The organism is Pseudomonas sp. P7759 (assembly GCF_013386445.1).
GTDB classification, from domain to species: Bacteria; Pseudomonadota; Gammaproteobacteria; order Pseudomonadales; family Pseudomonadaceae; genus Aquipseudomonas; species Aquipseudomonas azotoformans_A.
This window is the reverse complement of sequence record NZ_JACART010000007.1, coordinates 96,897-114,926: the sequence shown is the minus strand read 5'-3', so window position 1 is coordinate 114,926 and position 18,030 is coordinate 96,897. Positions and strand designations below refer to the sequence as shown.

Here is an 18,030-nt window from a genome sequence, read left to right as displayed (position 1 = left end):
CTCTGTATGCGTTGTGGCAGCGGTGACAGATGAAACGGACGCTCACGACCGCGCCGCCTGCCAGCACTCCCAGAAACCCTGGGTGATCTTGCTGACGTAGTGACCGTTGAACGTCTCGGTGTTCAGGTGCTGAGCGGTCGCCCAGGCTTCAAATTCAAGTTTCATGGTTCAGCCCTCAAGCCTTGGAGTGATAAGCCCACCAGTCACCAACGGCGACCATGGGCAGTGATTTACGGTCCCGGCCTGTGACCTGGGACCAGAACAACACAAGGCGCTCCCCCTCGGTGTAGCGAGGTTCGGCGCCCTGTTTCCAGCCCAGCAGCGTGCTGCGCGGCACAGCAATGGCATCAGCCACCGACTGCGGTGAGTAGCCCGCACGCGAAAGCCCGGTGATCACCGTGAACCAATCCACGCGCTGTTCGACCAGGGCGAGCATGATTAGGCCCCAAACGCGCACGCGCGCGAGGCAGAGTGAGTTGTCGCACCCACCCCGCACCCTTTCCGTATCTGGTTATCCATTTCGGTTATAACCGCCGTGAATTCCATAACCGGACTATCGGCCTCATCGAACTGAAACGGATGCACCGCCCTACGAAGCCACAACAGGCTCTCAGGCTCGTCAGGCCCTGACAGATCCACATCCACGCCGATCATTACCCAACCGTCGTTCAGCTCGCGGCAGGACCACTTGAGCAACGGTTTCACAGGCATACCAACCCCCCGGTGCGCAGGTAAAGATTCACCCCCAGCATGACCAGGGTTCCAAGTGCAGCAGCAGCGACGATCAACAGGCCGTTCATGAGCAGTCCCCCACCAGTGGCACAACTCGCACGGTTACGCCTGGCGTTGCGCTGAAACGCTTGCTCAGCGACACGTTGACCACCTGGACGTCATCCTTGAACACGATGCCGTTGATGCCGTCACAGATCGCCTTGAGCACGTTGTCGGCGTCGGGCTTCTTGGTTGGCATGACATCGCCGGCGAGCGCGGCGGCGGATTTCTTCTTGGACCAGGACGCGGCTACGGCTACGCGAATGGCCAATTCCATCATCACGGGGCCGGCGATCAGCTCGCGGCCGTCCATGGCCTGCTGTGCTGCCATGGCGATTAGGGTTTCGTAGTTGGCGGTTTTCTTGGGCGTGAACATGCGTGCATGCCCACCGATGGTGGATACGCGTGGCCGGCCTTTGCCGATGGCCTCGCCGGGCACGAAGAACGACACGGGCTTGAGGTCAGACATGGTCGTCTCTCCGAATCTTGAGCTGTGCCAGCAGCATGGCGCGGCAAGCCTTGGGGTCTTTGGGTATTTCGAGGGTGTCGACGATGCGGTCGGCTTCCTGGCGGGAGTGCTCCAGTTGCACCTGCTCACGCGGTCGCATGCTGTCGTGGCTCAGGCCCTTGGCGATTCGCCCTTCCAGCGGCTGGCCGGTCTGTGCGCGGCGCATGACGATGGCGTAGTTGCGTTCAAAGCGCTGGAACAGGGGCTTGTCGCTGTGGTTGGCCGAACGCAGATCGAACGTGCAGGTTGCCTCGGCGGCGACCTTGACGGCCTTGTGCGTGTAGATACCGCGCAGAGCTTCGTCCCATGCCTGCTGGATGCACGGCAGGTCATCAACGCGCTTGCACAGTTCCATGAAATCGCTTGGCGATGGTGGGAACTTGCACTCCAGCACCATGCGCTGCAGGCCACGGTCTACGGCGTCGTCTCCCAGTTCCTGGATGGCCAGCATCCACACGCGGCGGGCCAGGGTTTCTGCGCGCTTGTCGCCGTAGTGCTTTTCGTACCAGGCCGGGAACGAGATTTTCAGCGTGGTGAACACCCGGCGTACTGCACTGCGTGCGCCCTGATCCAGCTGGGTTACGTTCTCGGCTGCCAGCTCACCAGTCGGGGTCTGTGAGGATGTCGTGAGCGTTGCGCGTGCGGCTTGGAGCAGTTCGTCTACCGGTTTCATTGGGTATTCCCCCGTTGGCTTGCTGGGTGTGGGCTTGGCGTTTCAGTTGCTGGGCGAGCGCGTGCTCCCACTGGGCCTGGGTTTTCAGGTCGTCGGGCCTGCTGATCCAGTACGAGCGGAATTCAAGAAGCTGGTCGGCTTCGAAGGTTTGGTTTGCCATGCCGTTGCGGAACAGGACGGCGGTGAACGTGATTGGGTCGGGTTCCCAGGCGTCGTGAAGCGAGAATTTCGTGTGCGCGGTATGTGTGTGTTCTTGATCTTTAATCCCTGTCCCTGTCCCTGTCCCTGTCCCTGTCTTAGCCGTGTCAGGTGCGTGACCTGTCACCGTGACAGGTGCGTGACTTGTCACATCGCCAACTGCTGGTGGTATGGCCTGGTGCTGTGACCGGAGTTCGGAGGTTGGGACATTCCAAGGAAGGACGATTCCGGCCAGGCGCAAGTCTTCGAACATGCGCTTGCGGTCGTCTCTTTCCCTTTGTTTACGGGCCTTTTCGTTGTCCTTGACCTCTCGGTACTCCACTCGCTCAGCCCATGCATCCATCGCCTTTTCGGTCACTACTGAGTGGTACAAGCGATCATCAGAGCACTCGATAAAGCCACGAAGGGCGCCGGCCTTTACCTTCTTCCACCCCTTAAGATCACGACCAAATCCAGCATAAGCAGCAAGAGCTGAGTCAGAATTTGGTAGGGAGCCGGCTGGAATTTGGTTCCAAGACGCACACCAAAGCATCACGGCGGCGCGAAACTCTTCTCCAGTTGCCTCAATTGCGAGGTCACTGTCACGCAACCTGTTGACGTCCAGGGGCATAAACGGCATGCCGCGTAGATCAACATCGGCGGAAATAGGAGGTTCTGGCCTGGTAGTCACGGCTATTCCTCCTGCAACTGGTCGACGTTCTGGATCAGATCCATGTACCGCTTGGCCTGGTGCAGAAGAGTCTCAATGTCGCGCTTGTCGAAGCACTGCATAGCCTTGGGCACAACTTTCAGATCGAGCACCGCCAGGATTTGGCAGAACTGCTCGAACTTCTCAGGCTTCATGCGGCTGATCGTTGCTTCGTCGCAACCAACTGCAAGCGCGACGGGCGCGTTGCCGACAGATGCAAGCGCCTGCATGAGCACCACATAGTTCCTGCGGGCCCTTGCGATCTGCTCTTGGTTCAATGGGCTCGTCGACATGGTCAAGCCGCCGACTGATTGCGCGGCCGGGCAGGAACGGGGCGAATTTCATTCGCTTCGATTTTGCCGTCATCGTGGACGGTAATTTCGATGTTCCGGCCGGACCTAAACATCTGAGAAATGGCGCTTTGCTGGACGCCAAGAGCATCTGCAAGGGACTTCTGCGTCCCTTGCGTTTCGAGATATTCAGTCAAGGAATAACGGTTCATGAGAAGTGAGCTCCTATCGGTTCGCTCAAATAGTAGCTTTGCTACTAAATCAACGCAAGATAAAACCACTCCTGCTGTTTGCTCGGGATCCGGCTCCGGACCTACAGTCTCGCGCATGAAAAATAGGCGTGAATTGACACAAGAAGAGCTGGCGGACGCTGCCAGGCTCAAATCCATCTATGAGCGGCGCAAAGCGCTGCTTAAGGGTGTGGGCGAAAAGCTGACTCAAGAAGATGTTGCCTCACTGTGCGGCTGGTCCGGCCAAAGCGCTTTCAGCCAATACGCGAGCGGCCGAGTACCGCTGAACGTTACGGCGCTACTTAAGCTCTCCCGCGTGCTTGGTTTTGAACTGGAAGAAGTAAGCCCGCGGATCGCTGCCCAGGTTAAGTCGGTTGAGTCTGACCCGACTCATGTTGCCTGGGTTCTTGGTCACGATGACTCTAGCGATAATGCAGAGCCAGGCCCGCAAATGCTGGCAATGTTCAGGCCAGTTAAGATCATAGGGACTGCGCAATTGGGACCAGACGGATATTGGAGCGCGATTGACGAAGGAGACGGCTACATTGATGTGCCCTGCCGCGACCCGGATGCCTACGCAATGCGCCTCAAGGGCGATTCGATGGCCCCAGCGATCAGAAACGGCTGGATTGCTTTGTGCGAACCAAACCATCAGCTGATTCCCGGCGAATACGTGATGCTACGTCTCGTATCTGGTGAGTCCATGGTCAAGGAATTGCTTTACGAAAACTCCAGGGAGGTAAGCGTTATGTCTGTGAACACGGCATACGGGGATCGCCGAACCATTCCAATTGAAGAGGTTGAGCAGATTCACTATGTTGGCGGAATCTTCCCGCCTGGGAAGGTTCGCTCTTGACTCGTACGCACACCCTTAACAGTCCGATCAAGCGCATTGGCTTCTTGGTTGTGGTGGTCGGCGTGCTCGTTTCAGCCTACGGAATGTTTTCAGTAGCGTCCGGCTACTCACCTTCATTCAATACTTGGGCTGGCGCGCTAACTCTCGGGTACGGGTCGCGTCGATATCCGGCTGTTCCCTGGGGATTCGCAATTACTCTTGTCGGCCTGCTCTTTTCATTTGCTTACGACTACACCATAAAGCGCATATCTGACTGGGTTCGCATGACCCGCTGACCAATATTCGATAATTAAAAAGCCCACCGATTGGTGGGTTTTTTTTCGCCTGCGCTATTTTTTAGTAGCAGTGCTATTTACACAATTTATAAGCAGTGCTATTTTTAATCCATCAAAGCAACACGGCGAAAGCCAACGCTCTTTAGTCACACCGCAAGACCACAGGCAGCAATGGTCCGGCCTGAACAGACCAGATGGGGGGCCTCCACCCAAGGCGCGAAGCGTAAAGCGCCAAGACTGGAGAGGTTGCAGTCCTGCATGGGCGTGGCGACCTGTTGAGCTCTCAGAGCTCCCGAACAAGTAATCGCCCAGTCCGCAGGTGGCGTGTAACAGCGGCCAGCAACACCGGAACCTTTCACTGATGCACCTGGCGACGGGTGCATTGGGAAAACAACCGGGAGCAAGACCATGAATAAAGAACAGATCTACGACAACCAAATCAGCCCGCTCATGCAACAGATCATCGCTGTATGCCGCGAACACGGCATTGCCATGGTGGCGAGCTTTGCCATTGATCATGACGGCGAAGGGCCAGAAGGTCAGGACTGCTCGGCATTGGTGTGCAGCACGATTCTTCCGGACGGCAACGACAAGCCAAACCCTCGCTTTGCACAGGCGTTTGAACTCATTCGCCGCAGTGGCCGGCCAGCACCAATGATGATCACCACCGAGCATGGCGACGGCTCCAAGACACTGACAGCAATTATCTGACCGCATCACCTCTGCCCATTCCACCGAGTGGGCAGACGGATGTAATCAACCCCAGACACTGGAGGTCACCATGCGAACCGTAGAAGAAGTCGAAAAGGAGGTTGGCTGGACTGAGGAAGAGGCATCCCAGTGCGGATGTTATGCCCATCCAGAGCCATGCGAGCGCTGCTGGTCATTGGGCTGGGCCCTTGGTGGTGACGACATCATCAAGCCTGAACGTAACCCCGAATAACGCCACTCTGGAGGCGACCATGGAACACGAAATAGTTGTTGAGGGGGTTGTCCTCCAGGTGGAGGTGACCCATTGCTTGAATGAACCACCCTGCCCTGGCAGTTGGAACAGCGACTGGGATGCCCAGGGCGAACGGGAGCTGGAATTCAAGATTGTGTCTGCCGTCACCTATGACGATGACGGCGTGCGCATGAGTTGCAGCCGGGAATGGTCTTTTGCGTCCCTGGCGCATTACTACCGCAAGCAGATTGAACAGGCGCTGTGGCATGAGATCGACGCCTTCAAGCGCCGGCAACGGTGGGCAGCATGAGCAGCCAACACGAACTAGCCGTCGGCATGCTTGAAGGGTTTATCGCTCGCGTGATCGATCCCGAATGCAGCGCCGTCGCGGTCAAGGCCTCGGCCAACACCGCTTTGCTCATCTTCCGCACCCTTGGCGTGATCGACGCCACCGAGGATGCCTACTACACCGAACGCCTGCACCGTGTTTACGAGCGCCGGCAAGGACGGGATGCATGACGATCATTTGCCGAACAGTGAACGAACTCAGAGACGCCCTGCACCTGCAGGGCTTTTTTCTGGTCACCGATCTACCCCGCCCACTGCGCATTGAAGTTCGCCGGGGCATGTTGGTTGCGAGGTTTGCATGAGCTATGTACATGACCCGGCACCCAGCGAGCGTGCCCGACAGTTCATACGCTGGTGCGCTGAGCACATTCAAGTTTGGCCTGACCAGTACCCTAGCTGCGCCCGTTTCGTCGGCACCAAAAACAAATGGTGGCGCAAAAACGTTTCCTGGCGCGAGCACCACAAGTCGCTTTCACATTCCTGGGTGGTATGCACCAAGCGTCAATGGCTCGAAGCGAGAACCCAGCCATGACCACCCGCCAGCGTGACCGGCGGCGCGCCATCCGCTGGACCTCGGCCATCGTTGGCCTGACCTTCCTCACCATCGTTCTCTTGGGCCCCGCAATCGGCGGCCTGATCACTCAATAGGTGTTCATCATGAATAAGCACACGCCTGGGCCCTGGGTCGTCGACCCCGATTCACCTACTGATATCTCGCCAGCCGATGATCTGTGCCTGGTTATCGCATGTATCAGTCACGTCGACGAGGCCGGCGGACGATGGCTTTTCGGAGAACAATCCAAGGCCAACGCCAATCTGATCGCCGCATCGCCGGATCTTCTGGCGGCACTGCTAAACCTCGAAAACGATGACGGCAAGATCCCAGAACACGCCTGGGCCCTGATCCAGTCGGCCATCGCCAAAGCAACCGCTTAACCCGCCTCCCCCTAAAACCCCTCAATGCTGCGCACGTCGCGGCAAGGAAACTCTTGTGTCCGAATTAACCATCAAGCCCACGTTCAGCCTGGCGCCGCAAAACCTCGATGATGCGTTGAGGTTCGCCGACTTCCTCGCAGCCTCCGACATTGTCCCGAAAGACTTTCAGAAAAAGCCCGCCAACATCCTGGTTGCCGTGCAATGGGGCATGGAGCTAGGCCTGCAGCCCATGCAAGCCATGCAAAGCATCGCGGTCATCAACGGGCGCCCATCGCTCTGGGGGGACGCGGTCATCGCCCTGGTGCGCAGCTCACCGCTGTGTGAATACGTGTACGAGACCGACGACGGCGAGACGGCTTCCTGCCGGGTGAAGCGTGTCGGCGAAGAAGAACAGACCCGCACGTTCAGCATGACCGACGCCCAGCAGGCCGGGCTCAAGGGCAAACAAGGCCCCTGGGCCCAGTACCCGAAGCGTATGCGCCAGATGCGCGCCCGCTCGTTTGCCCTGCGTGACGTGTTTCCCGACGTGTTGCGCGGCATGCCGATGGCCGAAGAGGTCCAGGACATCCCAACCGAGCGCGAACTCAACCAGTCCCTGCCCCGCAAGGCCGAAGAGCCCAAGGTGCTGCCGGCTTACCCCGACAGCAAGCTCGACGAGAACGCGGACAAGTGGCGCGCAATGATCGCTGCCAACCGCACCAGCCCCGAGCACCTGCTGACCAACCTGGTCAGCAAGTACACCGTCACCCCTGAGCAAGAAGAGCGCATCCGCGCCCTGGCCCCAATCGAAGGAGAAGCCACCAATGCGAATCAAACCGACAAGGGATCAGGTGGCGGAGATTCTTGAATACGATCCGGTAACGGGGGTTTTGACTTGGAGGGTGCCCCCGCGCACCCATCCGAGACTGCTCAATCAGCCAGCTGGGTCCATCGCCAGAGGCTATTTGACAGTGAAGATAGATGGTCGCCGGTACAGGGGGCATCACATCGCATGGCTGCTTACGCACGGGGAATGGCCCAGCCAAGAAGTAGATCACCGAAACCTTCAGCGACTGGATAACCGCATCGTCAATCTGCGGCTTGCCAGCCCAGCACAAAACCAAGCCAACAAAGTCAGGCGCTTAGGCAAGAAGACTGCCAAGGGCGTTCGACCACTCATCAGCGGCAACTTCAGTGCGCGGATCAGGGTGAAAGGAGTCCTCCTAAGCCTGGGTGTTTTTCCATCCGAACAAGAAGCATCGGATGCCTACATGATCGCGGCACTCCATCACTACGGTGAATTTGCGAGGCAAGACAAATGAAAGTTCACAACGTTATCCAAGGTTCTGCGGAATGGCTGGCCCTTCGCGCATCCCACTTCACCGCCTCGGAGGCGCCCGCGATGATGGGCGCTTCGAAGTTCCAGACCCGCAACGATCTGCTGGCCATGAAAAAGACCGGCATTGTTCCGGACGTCACCCCGCAGCAACAGGCCGCGTTCGACCGTGGCCACGCCACTGAGGAAATGGCGCGTCCCCTGGCTGAGGAAGATATCGGCGAAGAGCTGTACCCAATCGTCGGCACCAGCGGCAACCTGCTGGCCTCGATGGACGGCGCCACCATGCTGGGCGACGTCCTGTTCGAACACAAGCTGTGGAACGAGAAGGTGGCGACGCAAATCCGCGCCGGCGAGCTGGACCCGCACTATTACTGGCAGCTTGAGCAGCAGCTGCTGGTCAGCGGTGCTGAACGCGTGCTGTTCGTCTGTTCCGATGGTACACGCGACAAGTACGTCAGCATGTACTACAGCCCGGTGCCTGGGCGCCGCGAAGAACTGATCGCCGGTTGGGCTCAGTTCGAACAGGACCTGGGCGAATTCGTCCCGCAGGAAACCAAGGTCGAGGCAATCGGTGCAGCCCCTGATCAGCTGCCCGCGCTGCGCATCGATGTTACGGGCATGGTCACCGCCAGCAACCTGGACGCCTTCAAGTCGCATGCCCTGACCGTTATCAGCAACATCAGCACCGAGCTAAAGACCGACCAGGACTTCGCTGATGCTGACGCCACGGTCAAGTGGTGCAGCGAGGTTGAGGACAAACTCAAGGCCGCGAAAGAACACGCCCTGAGCCAGACCGAAAGCATCGACGTGCTGTTCAAGGCGATTGATGACATCACGGCCGAGACCCGGCGCAAGCGCCTAGAACTGGAAAAGCTGGTCAAGGCGCGCAAGGAAATGATCCGCAGCGATATCGTCATGGATGCGGCCAAGGCCTTGCAGGACCATATCGACCAGATCAACGGGACGCTGGGCGGTCGCATCCGCATGCCGCGTGTGGCCTCCGACTTTGCCGGAGCCATCAAGGGCAAGAAGTCGGTATCCAGCCTGCAGGAAGCCGCCGACAGCGAGTTGGCCCGCGCGAAGATCGAAGCCAGCCGGATCGCCGACGGAATCCGAGTCAATCAGTCCAGCCTGAACGAGCTGGCAGCTGACCACAAGTTCCTGTTCCACGACTTCCAGGAACTGGCGCTCAAGGCCAACGATGACCTGGTGGCGCTGATCAAGGTCCGGATCAACGAACATGAACAGCAGCAGGCCGAGCTCAAACGCCTGGAGGATGAAAAGGCGCAGCAGCTCGCAGCCCAGCAGCAACAGCAGGTTGTTGAAGCTGTTGTTGAGCAGCCAGTGAAGGCAACGGAACAGCCGGCAGCGGTCACCGCCACGCCGATCAAGACGGCTGCCGCAGTTCAACAGCCCGTCGACGATGGCCGGCACTTCAAGCTGGGTGACCTAAGCGACCGCCTCGGCTTCGTGGTGTCTGCCAGCTTCATGGGCTCGCTTGGGTTTGATCCTGCCGCCCGTGAGCGCGGCGCAACGCTGTACCGCGAATGCGACTTCTCGCGCATCTGTACCGCCCTGGTCAACCACATCCAGGCAGTACAGGCCCAACTGGCCGCAGCCTGATCATGGCTGCTCAATCCATCCTCGACACCTACGACAGTGTCGAGGAATTTGCCGGGATCCTGGCCTCCGCTGAGCTACACGCCAGCGGGGAATGGGAACTGGAATTCGTCGGGAACATCCGCGCCAGCTTCAAGCGTTACGGCGCCCATACCAACCTGAGCCCGGCTCAACAATCGAAGCTTGAGCGCATCGCCAAGCACTGAGGAATGCCCATGAAGACTGAACACCGCGACATTATCGAGCGCGCCAAGCTGGCGGGCTTTGAACCATCCATGCTCGCGCATGAATTGCTGGTGCACGACCTGGTGAACATGGTCCTGTTCGAAGTGAAGAACATCCACTCGCCATGGAGCAAGCTGAACGAAGGCTGCCAGCAGGAAGTGATTGACCGCGCCGTCAAGAGCGCCACCGAAGCGGCTCACACCGCGATCAACATCATCAGTTCGCGCAACGTTGAAGTGGTCGAAGTGAAGGTGATCGACGCCAAGTTTAAAGAAAAGGCGATCACTATCACCGCGAATATTGATGCGAACGACCCCAACGGCGGTGCCTTGGCGAAGGTGCCCGGCAAGATGTGTCTTCTGGTGCTGGCGCCGACCGATTACGACGACGGACTCGACTTCATCCGCCCTGACCGCGACCAGCCGGACTTGCCGCTGCACGTCAGCGACTTTACCGGCAGCCTGTTTGCTGGCAACGGACCTGATGAGCCGGACGGTGAAGAAGTGTTCGTGGGACATGACCAAGACCCGCTGTATGCCGAGGCGGTTCAGTTTGTAACCGAGACCCGGCGGGCCAGCATCAGCGCCGTACAACGCCACCTCAAGGTTGGCTATAACCGCGCTGCTCGCATGATCGAGTGGATGGAAACGCAAGGCATTGTCACGGAATTGGATTCGAATGGCGGTCGCGAGGTGCTGCAGCAGAGCGCCCCACCAGCGCTGACCGATGACGACGTTGTCGATACTGAACAGCCTGTCGACTTTGAAAAGGAGTTCGGCGAGTTCACCTACGACGACGCCAAGCAGCTGATCGTGCTCAAGTCCAACAGCAAGGCGTTCAAGGGCCACTGGGTGCAAAGCCGGCTGGCCATCGATAGCGACAAGACAGCCACCCTGCTGCTGCGCTTGCTCGACGACAAAGTGCTCGAGATCGAAACCGAGGGTGAATCAGCGTTTGACCACAGCTTCAAGGTCATTGCCACGCTGGCAGACGTGACCTAACCCCATCCCCCGCAACACCACCAGGCGCCTATGGGCGCCTTTCTTGTGCCTGGAGAAAAACCATCATGCTGATATTGCCCCTGGATACCGAGACAACCGGCATCCCTCTTTGGCGCGAGCCAAGCGACGATCCTCGCCAGCCACACCTAGTGGACATCTGCGCCCTGCTGTACGGCGAAGATGGCGTGCTGATCGATTCTTTTGAAGCAATGATCCGCCCCAATGGCTGGGTGATCCCTGCCGACGTCACCGCGATTCATGGCATTACCCAAGAAATGGCTATGGACATGGGCATCTCTGAGGCCGAAGCGCTGGACGGCTTCATGGCACTGCATGAACTGGCAGGCCTTCGAGTTGCCCACAGTGCCAGCTTCGACGACAGGATCCTGCGTATCGCTCTTTCTCGGTACCGGGGCAAGGAAGCGGCGGACGCATTCAAGGCCATCCCCAGCTACTGCACGGCAACCAAGTGCCGCCCGATCCTAAATTTGCCGCCGAGTCCTGAGCAAGCAGCAAAAACCAGCTTCAAAACTCGGGTGCCGACAGTCGCCGAAGCGCTGCTGCACTTCACTGGCGAAGAGTTAGTGAACGCCCACCGCGCGCGGCCCGACACCGAAGCATGCGCCCGCATCTACTTCGCCATGAACCCGCCAGCTCAGGTGGCTTAGGAGTCGGAATGATCCACTACCACGGCACGCCAGTCGGCGGCACCCGCCAGGACGGCGCCCGGTTCCTTGCCGGCCGGCATGCCCTGGTGCCATTTCCGCGACAGGACGATATGGGCATCGTTGCCGATGTCTGCCAGTCGTTCGTGTTCGACAACGGTGCGTTTTCGGTCTGGAAGAAAGGCGGCAAGCTGGATGTCGACGGCTATACCGCCTGGGTCGAGCAATGGCATCGGCACCCAGGCTTCGACTGGGCACTCATCCCGGATGTAATTGACGGAGACGAGGCGGCCAACGATGCGCTGCTTTCGGCTTGGCCCAGGGAGTTGCGCGGCGTACCCGTCTGGCACCTGCATGAATCCATTGAGCGGCTTGAGCGCTTGGCCAACGAATGGCCGACGGTTGCCTTTGGCAGTTCTGGCCAATGGGCAAGCCCCGGTACAGATTCCTGGTGGAAACGAATGGGCACCGCTATGGCAGCTGTATGCGATGAACAGGGCCGGCCGGTGTGCCGCCTGCACGGCCTTCGCATGCTAGACCCCGCGATATTCCAACACCTGCCCTTCGCCTCTGCCGACTCCACGAACGCGGCAGTAAATGGCGGCAGCATCAGCCGCTTTGGAATGTATGCCCCGCCAACCGCCGGACAGCGCGCCAACGTGATCGCTGACCGGATTGAAGCCAACAACAGCAGCGCTGTGTGGCTTCCACCTCAAATTGAACTGATCGTCTGAGGCATCCCCCATGAACTCACTTGCACAGCAGGCGCTTGACCGCGCCCGCCAGGCGCCTGCGCGCGCTTCCAAACTTCTCCCGCCAGTCCTGGCCAACGAGCCGTTACCCGACCTGGTCATCACCGGCCCTATCAACCGCGTCATGGAACTGGAGGGCAAGCGGTACGCCGTGGGCTTCGTCCAAGCGCTGGGGCCATCCATCCGGCGCGAGCCGACGCGGACAAAGGCCATTGCCGATCTGACCCGGTACGCCGTGCAGCAGCCGGCCAGCGTGGACAGCGGCGTGAAGATCGTTATCGACTTGTTGAAGGAGGCGGGATGATCCTTGACCCCTGCTGCGGCTCCCGAATGTTCTGGTTCGACAAGGACAGCCAGCACGTGCTGTTCGGTGATATCCGCGACGAACAACACATCCTCTGTGATGGCCGGATCCTGAACGTTGAGCCCAACGTCATCATGGACTTTCGGAAACTGCCATTCCCTGACAGCACCTTCAACATGGTGGTGTTCGATCCACCTCACCTGACACGCGCCGGCCGTGACAGCTGGATGCGCCTCAAGTACGGGATGCTCACCGAGGACTGGCAAGAAGATATTCGCCAGGGCTTCGCTGAGTGCTTCCGGGTGTTGAAGCCCGGCCAGTTCCTTGTGTTCAAGTGGAACGAAACCCAGGTGCGCGTCAGCCAAATACTGGCCCTCACCAATGAAATTCCGCTGTTCGGGCACAAGACCGGCAAGCGGGAGAAAACCCACTGGATCATGTTCATGAAGCGGGTTGCGCCATGACCAGCACCGGCAAGCTGTCCGCCGGGGTGCTGGAGTTCCTGGCCAAGTGCGACAAGTGCAACAGGCCCCGCAACAGCGGGAACCACGACAAATGCAGCCGGGCGCGCCATCAAGAGCACGCCAAGCCGCCACGGGAGAACGACCAATGAACAGCAACTACCCATCACGCACCGCCGATAAATTCGTGGTGCGCCTACCGGACGGTCTGCGCGACAGCATCCCGGGCGCCGCCGACTATCTCGACACAAGCATGAACACGGTGTTTGTCCAGGCCGTGCGCCAGTACTTGGACAGTCAGAAGCGCCAGCAGCTGTTGCTGGATGCACTGGCCCACTACCGGCCCGCCTCACCAGTCGTTGAGGGGTTGCAACGAGACCTTACGCAGCGCGATGAACGCATCGATCAGCTTGAAGTACTGCTGCACAGATGGGCGGACTTGCTGGGAGTGAGCGCCCCAGACCTGCGCGATGAAACGTTGGCAGCGCTCAAACCTACAGAGTCCGGCACTGGTGAGCATATCTGCCCTGGCTGCGGCACGAAGGGCTGGACCGCGAATTGCGACCAGTGCGTGCCGTACTAATCCCGATAAGAGTACATCCGTACTCCACGCTGTAAACTTCCAACCAACACCATGAATCCAGCCGGCGACGGCGTGGCGAGGTATTCGTATGTCCGAACAAGTTGAAGTGCTGTATGCAGTCCACGCCAAAGGCCCAGGCGTTATGTACGCGGCCGCCAGCAAGGAGGAAGCAGAAACGCTGGCCGCCCAGCAAAACGAACTGGTGCCGATGGCGAAGTGCATTGTGATTGTCAGCCCATGGCCACCGATCGATCACTGGAAAACTCTGGCCGAACAGAATGCGGAAGACGCTAAGTACCTGCGCAACGGCTGGCAAGCAGACCTGAGCCGGCTCAACGCTGCGAAAGCTGAGATCACTGCGTTGAGCAAGAACGTCGTCGAGTTCACCCGCGAGGACTTCGACGCCACGCTCAACAATCTCCGCCGTATGGGCGCCAGCATCGACGGCGACAACGCCTACAAGCGCGATCTTTTAGACGCAGCCGTTGGCGCCATGGCGATGGGAGTGCAAAACAGAAACCCACCACCGCCTGGTCACTGGGGTCAGCGCTTCTGGGATATCGGCCGGGAGGAGCGCGCAATTCAGGAGGGGCTTCTGGCGGCGCTTTCTCGACTCTTGCGCTGGGGCGAACGGCAGAGGCCAGGAATCGAATTTACCGGAGATCATCCTATCGCGCGGGCGCGGGCTGCAATCGACAAAGCCATCCGATAATCAACTTCTGCAGCCCAGCGCGGCGAGGACACCATATGAACACTGCACGCACCGACACCCCACCAGCAGCCCACATCGAGTACATCAAGTTGCCCGAAGTCAAACGAATCTCAGGGCTCAGCACTACCAGCATTTACCGCATGGCTGTCGCCGGTGACTTCCCGAAACAGAGGAAGCTAGGCGTTAAGGCCGTGGCCTGGATTCGCGCCGAGGTTGAGCAATGGGCAGCATCGCGAGCCGTGGTCGGTCAGACGCCGGCGGCGACAGAATCCAAGTAGTCAGCCCATTCCTGCATCATCACCCGCCGTTGCTCCACGTATTCGGCATGGTTGTAAGACCTGCGTACCTTGCTCCCGCTAGCGTGCGATAGCTGTGCCTCGACCCAATCCCCGTTGTACCCCATCTCATTTAAGGCTGTAGAGATCGACGCACGTATCCCGTGCCCGGTGAGCCTCCCCTCGTACCCCATGCGTTTCAGTGCTGAGTTGACCGTGTTGTTGCTGATCGGCTGCCGTGGGTCATTGCGACCCGCGATCAGCAGACGGTAGCCACCGGTCAACTGATGCACCTTGCGCATTTCCTCCACCGCCTGCCGCGAAAGCGGCACCAAATAGGCCGGTACCTCATCCTCCTTTGATTGTCTTCGAACCCTTTTTTTCAACTGCTTTACCGCGTCGGGCGGGATCGACCACAGCCCGGCATACAGATCGACCTGATCAGTCGTTGCGTTGCGCAGCTCCGTGGTTCTCACGCCGGTCAACCACAAGATCCTGATGGCGCACTTCACATACGCAGCCGCTGTCGACGCCTCCAGCACGGCGAAGAACTCTTTCAGCTCACTGCGCACCAGCATAGGGTTGTGCCGCACGGGCGGCTCTTGCTGCGCCACGATGTCCAGGTCTGACGCCGGGTTGATGTCCAGATATCCCGACACCATGCCGTACCGGAAAATCTCGTTCAGCCAGGAACGGCACTTGCGCGCCGAGTTGAGCGCCCCGCGTTTCTCGATGCGGCGCAGCGCGGCCAGTACATCGGATCGCTTCACATCGGCTATCGGAATCCTGCCCAGGGCCGGGATCAAATCCTTGTCCAGGTAGAACCGGGCTTGAGCAGAACCGCCGCTGTTCGATACCACCATGCGCGGCGCCTTGAAGGCATGCCACTCGTTGGCCACAGCCTCAAACGTGTTCATGGCCAGGGCGCTGGCCTGGTGCTTTTCCTCACGACGCTTGGCGCGCGGATCAATCCCCTTAGCCACAAGCCCCCGTGCCTGGTCGCGCAGCTCGCGGGCGTCCTTGAGGGATATCTCCGGGTACGTGCCCAGCGACATGCGCGGCTGCTTGCCCAGCCATGAGAACCGGAAGTGCCACGACTTCGTGCCGTTGGTGGCGACGAACAGGGATAGGCCGCTGCCGTCTGTGAGGGTGAAGTCCCTATCAGCAGGCTTGGCCTGTCGAACGGCCGTGTCAGTCAGGGGCATTAGTACATCACCAGTCCAGTCGAATTAGAGTGTGCTGTGCAATGTACTAAAAATTTCGGGAAGATGTGGAAAGAGTCGGTGATTAGCGGAAATACTTAATCAGCTCAAAGCGAATATTTTCATAGCTTGGTGGGAAGTGGCGGTATGAGGCGGAGTGTTTAACTATTGCCCGAGACAGGAATCGAACCTGCGACCTTCGCGTTACGAGTGCGCTGCTCTACCGGCTGAGCTACACGGGCGGTGGGCTAAAGCTAGCACCGCATCCCACGTCCGGCAACTTGCCGCCGTCAGCGGGCAATCACACCCTGGGCCCAGAAGCGTGGTTGCAGGTGATGGCCATGGGCGTCCAGGTACTGCCGCTGGGCTTGTTCGATATGAGGAACGTCCCGCACGGCGATCACAACCAACAGACCAACGGCCAATACACCCAATGCTTTCCAGGCGCACCAGGCCAATGGGAGCTCGGTGGTTTGCGGGCTTCGCCACACATGCAGCGCCATCAGCCAGCCTACTACCAGCGCCAGCCAGACTTGGGAATTGGGCATCACGATCACGCCGTCGACCATGGACTGCACCAGCGCACCAACCAGCGCCGCAAACAGGCAGAGCCGCAGCAGGTCTGCACGCTCGGCGCTCGGCGCGCGCTCACGCAATACGCCGACCGTGGCCCAACTTCCTCGCCAAGCCAACACCGCAACGCACAACGCCGATGGCACTCCCCACTCACTGGCCCATTGCAGGATCGCCTGGTGGGGGTGAGCGGCAATACTGTTGGCGATATCGGCGAACTGCATCGGCCCGAACCCCAGCCAAGGTCGCTCGACAAGCATATGCCAGGCCTGCCACCAGATCGGACCACGTCCCGATAACGAGGTCGTCAGGCGATCACTGGCAATGTTGACGATCTCGATCCCCAGGTAATCCGCCAACCCTTTGAACACCAGCCCATACAACAAGAGCCCGCCCAGCATTGCGGCCAGCTGCCAACCCAACCAACGCCGACCCCATGGCCCCAGCACCGCCAACACGCCCCCCGCCACGCCCATGCCAAGCCAGGTGCCACGCGTGCCACCTGCAATTGCGATCAGCCACCAGGTGCACAGCAGCGCAAACACGGCAACCTTGAGTGAGCGAGAAAGCGTGGGGATCAACAAGGGAAGCGCCAGCAGCGGCAAGGTGAAGGTCTGGAACTGGCCGTAGAAACGCTTGTTGGAAAACCCCGACAGCAGCACGTCTGGGTCCAGCGTCGGCCCCGCGTTGATGAACGCCAGCGCACCCGCATACAGGTATTGAATCGACTTCATCAGGCACAGCAGCACTACGATCAGGATCAAGGCGCGGTCCAACGACTCACCGCCCTGATGTCGCAGCAAGGCAAACGCCACGGCAATCGCGCCGCAACTGACAAACACTGCCATTTCAGCCAGCGCCCATAGCGGCTGGTGAGCGCGCAATGACGACACCAGGCCCAGCACCATAATCAGCGCCAAGCCCAGGGCGGTGGGCCGGTCCACCAGCCGCTGAACGCGGGTGATCGATAGCCCATACAGCGCCGCGCACGCCCCGATGGCAATCTGTAGTGTCCGCTGCAAATCATGGCCACTGAACGGCGCGCAAATCCCAACAACCAACAGGCACACCACGGCCACCAGAAAAAAACCGCCACGCTGCTCTACGGATAACGCCATCGACCACCTCGACTTCCCTGTGGAGGGTTTAGCAGTTATGCACCGTCGGCGCCGCAGCCTTTGGCGACATATTTAGCATCAGCGGTGGAGGTGCATTTCCAACCGGTGGTGGCATTGCGCGTTAGATTGATGGTCTTGCCCAACACTGGCGCTGGCGCGTCGAGTATTTCGCATTGGATGGAGCCCGCGCCTGTGGCGACGTCGCCTGTCACGTCAATCTTGCAGTTGGCCGTGGGGCTGGTGCCGCCGATCAATGCCAGGGTCGGTACCGTGCCCTGGTTGAGGGTGTCTTCATAACCCGGCTTCAACGCAGTGATCTCAGCCAGGCCGGCAGTGAACTTGGCCTTGGCCTGGTGGGTGGTGTACATGGGCAGGCCAATGGTGGCCAAAATGCCGATGATTGCCACGACGATCAACAGCTCGATCAGGGTAAAACCTTTTTGACGTATCACATTCACTCTCCAGGATAGAACTCACGACAAGGCGCGTCCTGCGCCCCGTTTTG

Annotated in this window: 29 protein-coding genes and 1 tRNA gene; 19 read left to right on the top strand and 11 right to left on the bottom strand. The window is 59.4% G+C overall.

All coding sequences use genetic code 11. The features are described 5' to 3' along the window. Positions 1-42: 42 nt before the first annotated feature. From HX823_RS31945 to HX823_RS09305, 7 genes are all read right to left on the bottom strand, one after another. A complete protein-coding gene (locus HX823_RS31945) occupies positions 43-165 on the bottom strand; it encodes a hypothetical protein (RefSeq protein ID WP_256350064.1) in 123 nt (40 codons plus the stop codon). 10 nt (positions 166-175) lie between these two features. Then, positions 176-436 carry a hypothetical protein gene (locus HX823_RS09330; RefSeq protein ID WP_177074725.1) on the bottom strand — a complete coding sequence of 87 codons (261 nt, stop codon included), beginning with the start codon at positions 434-436 and terminating at the stop codon, positions 176-178. A gap of 360 nt (positions 437-796) precedes the next feature. Continuing rightward, the gene (locus tag HX823_RS09325; RefSeq protein WP_177074724.1) at positions 797-1,240 is read right to left on the bottom strand and encodes a RusA family crossover junction endodeoxyribonuclease; all 444 of its coding nucleotides are present in this window, start codon (positions 1,238-1,240) and stop codon (positions 797-799) included. Next, positions 1,233-1,952: a replication protein P gene (locus tag HX823_RS09320; RefSeq protein WP_177074723.1), complete on the bottom strand. Its 720-nt coding sequence runs from the start codon at positions 1,950-1,952 to the stop codon at positions 1,233-1,235. Before HX823_RS09320 ends, HX823_RS09325 begins: the two co-directional genes overlap by 8 nt. After that, the gene (locus HX823_RS09315; protein ID WP_177074722.1) at positions 1,879-2,820 is read right to left on the bottom strand and encodes a DnaT-like ssDNA-binding domain-containing protein; all 942 of its coding nucleotides are present in this window, start codon (positions 2,818-2,820) and stop codon (positions 1,879-1,881) included. The genes HX823_RS09320 and HX823_RS09315 overlap by 74 nt, the downstream gene beginning before the upstream one ends. Before the next feature lie 2 nt (positions 2,821-2,822). Beyond that, positions 2,823-3,131: a CII family transcriptional regulator gene (locus HX823_RS09310; RefSeq protein WP_177074721.1), complete on the bottom strand. Its 309-nt coding sequence runs from the start codon at positions 3,129-3,131 to the stop codon at positions 2,823-2,825. Between the two features lie 2 nt (positions 3,132-3,133). Next, on the bottom strand, positions 3,134-3,340 hold the full coding sequence (locus HX823_RS09305) for a Cro/CI family transcriptional regulator (protein WP_177074720.1): 207 nt from the start codon (positions 3,338-3,340) through the stop codon (positions 3,134-3,136). A 115-nt stretch (positions 3,341-3,455) separates the two neighbouring features. On the opposite strand from HX823_RS09305, the gene HX823_RS09300 reads away from it, so the two are divergent. The 19 genes from HX823_RS09300 to HX823_RS09210 all read left to right on the top strand — a co-directional run bounded on the left by HX823_RS09300 (position 3,456) and on the right by HX823_RS09210 (position 14,635). Next, positions 3,456-4,214, top strand: a complete 759-nt coding sequence (locus HX823_RS09300; protein ID WP_177074719.1) for a LexA family transcriptional regulator — start codon at positions 3,456-3,458, stop codon at positions 4,212-4,214. Between the two features lie 683 nt (positions 4,215-4,897). Further along, positions 4,898-5,200 (top strand): hypothetical protein, encoded by a 303-nt coding sequence (locus HX823_RS09295; RefSeq protein ID WP_177074718.1) that lies wholly within the window; start codon positions 4,898-4,900, stop codon positions 5,198-5,200. 308 nt (positions 5,201-5,508) lie between these two features. Further along, positions 5,509-5,742, top strand: a complete 234-nt coding sequence (locus HX823_RS09290) for a hypothetical protein (RefSeq protein WP_256350063.1) — start codon at positions 5,509-5,511, stop codon at positions 5,740-5,742. Next, the gene (locus tag HX823_RS09285; protein ID WP_150292418.1) at positions 5,739-5,951 is read left to right on the top strand and encodes a hypothetical protein; all 213 of its coding nucleotides are present in this window, start codon (positions 5,739-5,741) and stop codon (positions 5,949-5,951) included. Before HX823_RS09290 ends, HX823_RS09285 begins: the two co-directional genes overlap by 4 nt. A gap of 333 nt (positions 5,952-6,284) precedes the next feature. Further along, entirely contained in the window at positions 6,285-6,428 is a 144-nt protein-coding gene (locus HX823_RS09280; protein WP_177074656.1) for a hypothetical protein, read from the top strand. A 9-nt stretch (positions 6,429-6,437) separates the two neighbouring features. Further along, positions 6,438-6,716, top strand: coding sequence for a hypothetical protein (locus HX823_RS09275; protein ID WP_177074716.1), 279 nt, complete (start codon positions 6,438-6,440; stop codon positions 6,714-6,716). Between the two features lie 55 nt (positions 6,717-6,771). Further along, on the top strand, positions 6,772-7,563 hold the full coding sequence (locus tag HX823_RS09270; RefSeq protein ID WP_177074715.1) for a recombinase RecT: 792 nt from the start codon (positions 6,772-6,774) through the stop codon (positions 7,561-7,563). Next, positions 7,520-8,017 (top strand): HNH endonuclease, encoded by a 498-nt coding sequence (locus HX823_RS09265; RefSeq protein WP_177074714.1) that lies wholly within the window; start codon positions 7,520-7,522, stop codon positions 8,015-8,017. The genes HX823_RS09270 and HX823_RS09265 overlap by 44 nt, the downstream gene beginning before the upstream one ends. After that, positions 8,014-9,657 (top strand): YqaJ viral recombinase family protein, encoded by a 1,644-nt coding sequence (locus tag HX823_RS09260; RefSeq protein ID WP_177074713.1) that lies wholly within the window; start codon positions 8,014-8,016, stop codon positions 9,655-9,657. The genes HX823_RS09265 and HX823_RS09260 overlap by 4 nt, the downstream gene beginning before the upstream one ends. A gap of 2 nt (positions 9,658-9,659) precedes the next feature. Then, positions 9,660-9,860, top strand: a complete 201-nt coding sequence (locus HX823_RS09255; RefSeq protein WP_177074712.1) for a hypothetical protein — start codon at positions 9,660-9,662, stop codon at positions 9,858-9,860. 9 nt (positions 9,861-9,869) lie between these two features. Beyond that, entirely contained in the window at positions 9,870-10,880 is a 1,011-nt protein-coding gene (locus tag HX823_RS32155) for a DNA translocase FtsK (RefSeq protein WP_177074711.1), read from the top strand. 65 nt (positions 10,881-10,945) lie between these two features. Then, positions 10,946-11,548 (top strand): 3'-5' exonuclease, encoded by a 603-nt coding sequence (locus HX823_RS09245; RefSeq protein ID WP_177074710.1) that lies wholly within the window; start codon positions 10,946-10,948, stop codon positions 11,546-11,548. 8 nt (positions 11,549-11,556) lie between these two features. After that, positions 11,557-12,279 (top strand): hypothetical protein, encoded by a 723-nt coding sequence (locus HX823_RS09240; RefSeq protein ID WP_177074709.1) that lies wholly within the window; start codon positions 11,557-11,559, stop codon positions 12,277-12,279. 10 nt (positions 12,280-12,289) lie between these two features. After that, positions 12,290-12,601 carry a hypothetical protein gene (locus HX823_RS09235; protein ID WP_256350062.1) on the top strand — a complete coding sequence of 104 codons (312 nt, stop codon included), beginning with the start codon at positions 12,290-12,292 and terminating at the stop codon, positions 12,599-12,601. Beyond that, positions 12,598-13,065 (top strand): class I SAM-dependent methyltransferase, encoded by a 468-nt coding sequence (locus tag HX823_RS09230; protein ID WP_177074708.1) that lies wholly within the window; start codon positions 12,598-12,600, stop codon positions 13,063-13,065. Before HX823_RS09235 ends, HX823_RS09230 begins: the two co-directional genes overlap by 4 nt. Next, the gene (locus HX823_RS09225; protein WP_177074707.1) at positions 13,062-13,214 is read left to right on the top strand and encodes a hypothetical protein; all 153 of its coding nucleotides are present in this window, start codon (positions 13,062-13,064) and stop codon (positions 13,212-13,214) included. Before HX823_RS09230 ends, HX823_RS09225 begins: the two co-directional genes overlap by 4 nt. Continuing rightward, the gene (locus HX823_RS09220) at positions 13,211-13,645 is read left to right on the top strand and encodes an Arc family DNA-binding protein (RefSeq protein ID WP_177074706.1); all 435 of its coding nucleotides are present in this window, start codon (positions 13,211-13,213) and stop codon (positions 13,643-13,645) included. Before HX823_RS09225 ends, HX823_RS09220 begins: the two co-directional genes overlap by 4 nt. 88 nt (positions 13,646-13,733) lie before the next feature. Continuing rightward, positions 13,734-14,357, top strand: coding sequence for a hypothetical protein (locus HX823_RS31935; RefSeq protein ID WP_256350060.1), 624 nt, complete (start codon positions 13,734-13,736; stop codon positions 14,355-14,357). Positions 14,358-14,392: 35 nt separating this feature from the next. Next, positions 14,393-14,635: an AlpA family transcriptional regulator gene (locus HX823_RS09210; protein WP_177074705.1), complete on the top strand. Its 243-nt coding sequence runs from the start codon at positions 14,393-14,395 to the stop codon at positions 14,633-14,635. Here the strand turns inward: HX823_RS09210 and HX823_RS09205 are convergent. The 4 genes from HX823_RS09205 to HX823_RS09190 all read right to left on the bottom strand — a co-directional run bounded on the left by HX823_RS09205 (position 14,605) and on the right by HX823_RS09190 (position 17,974). Further along, positions 14,605-15,837, bottom strand: coding sequence for an integrase arm-type DNA-binding domain-containing protein (locus tag HX823_RS09205; protein ID WP_177074704.1), 1,233 nt, complete (start codon positions 15,835-15,837; stop codon positions 14,605-14,607). The two genes, HX823_RS09210 and HX823_RS09205, sit on opposite strands and share 31 nt — an antisense overlap. Positions 15,838-16,003: 166 nt before the next feature. Beyond that, positions 16,004-16,076, bottom strand: a tRNA-Thr gene (locus HX823_RS09200). A gap of 48 nt (positions 16,077-16,124) precedes the next feature. Continuing rightward, the gene (locus tag HX823_RS09195) at positions 16,125-17,525 is read right to left on the bottom strand and encodes an O-antigen ligase (RefSeq protein ID WP_177074703.1); all 1,401 of its coding nucleotides are present in this window, start codon (positions 17,523-17,525) and stop codon (positions 16,125-16,127) included. A gap of 35 nt (positions 17,526-17,560) precedes the next feature. Then, positions 17,561-17,974 (bottom strand): pilin, encoded by a 414-nt coding sequence (locus tag HX823_RS09190; RefSeq protein WP_038846868.1) that lies wholly within the window; start codon positions 17,972-17,974, stop codon positions 17,561-17,563. Positions 17,975-18,030: the final 56 nt, after the last annotated feature.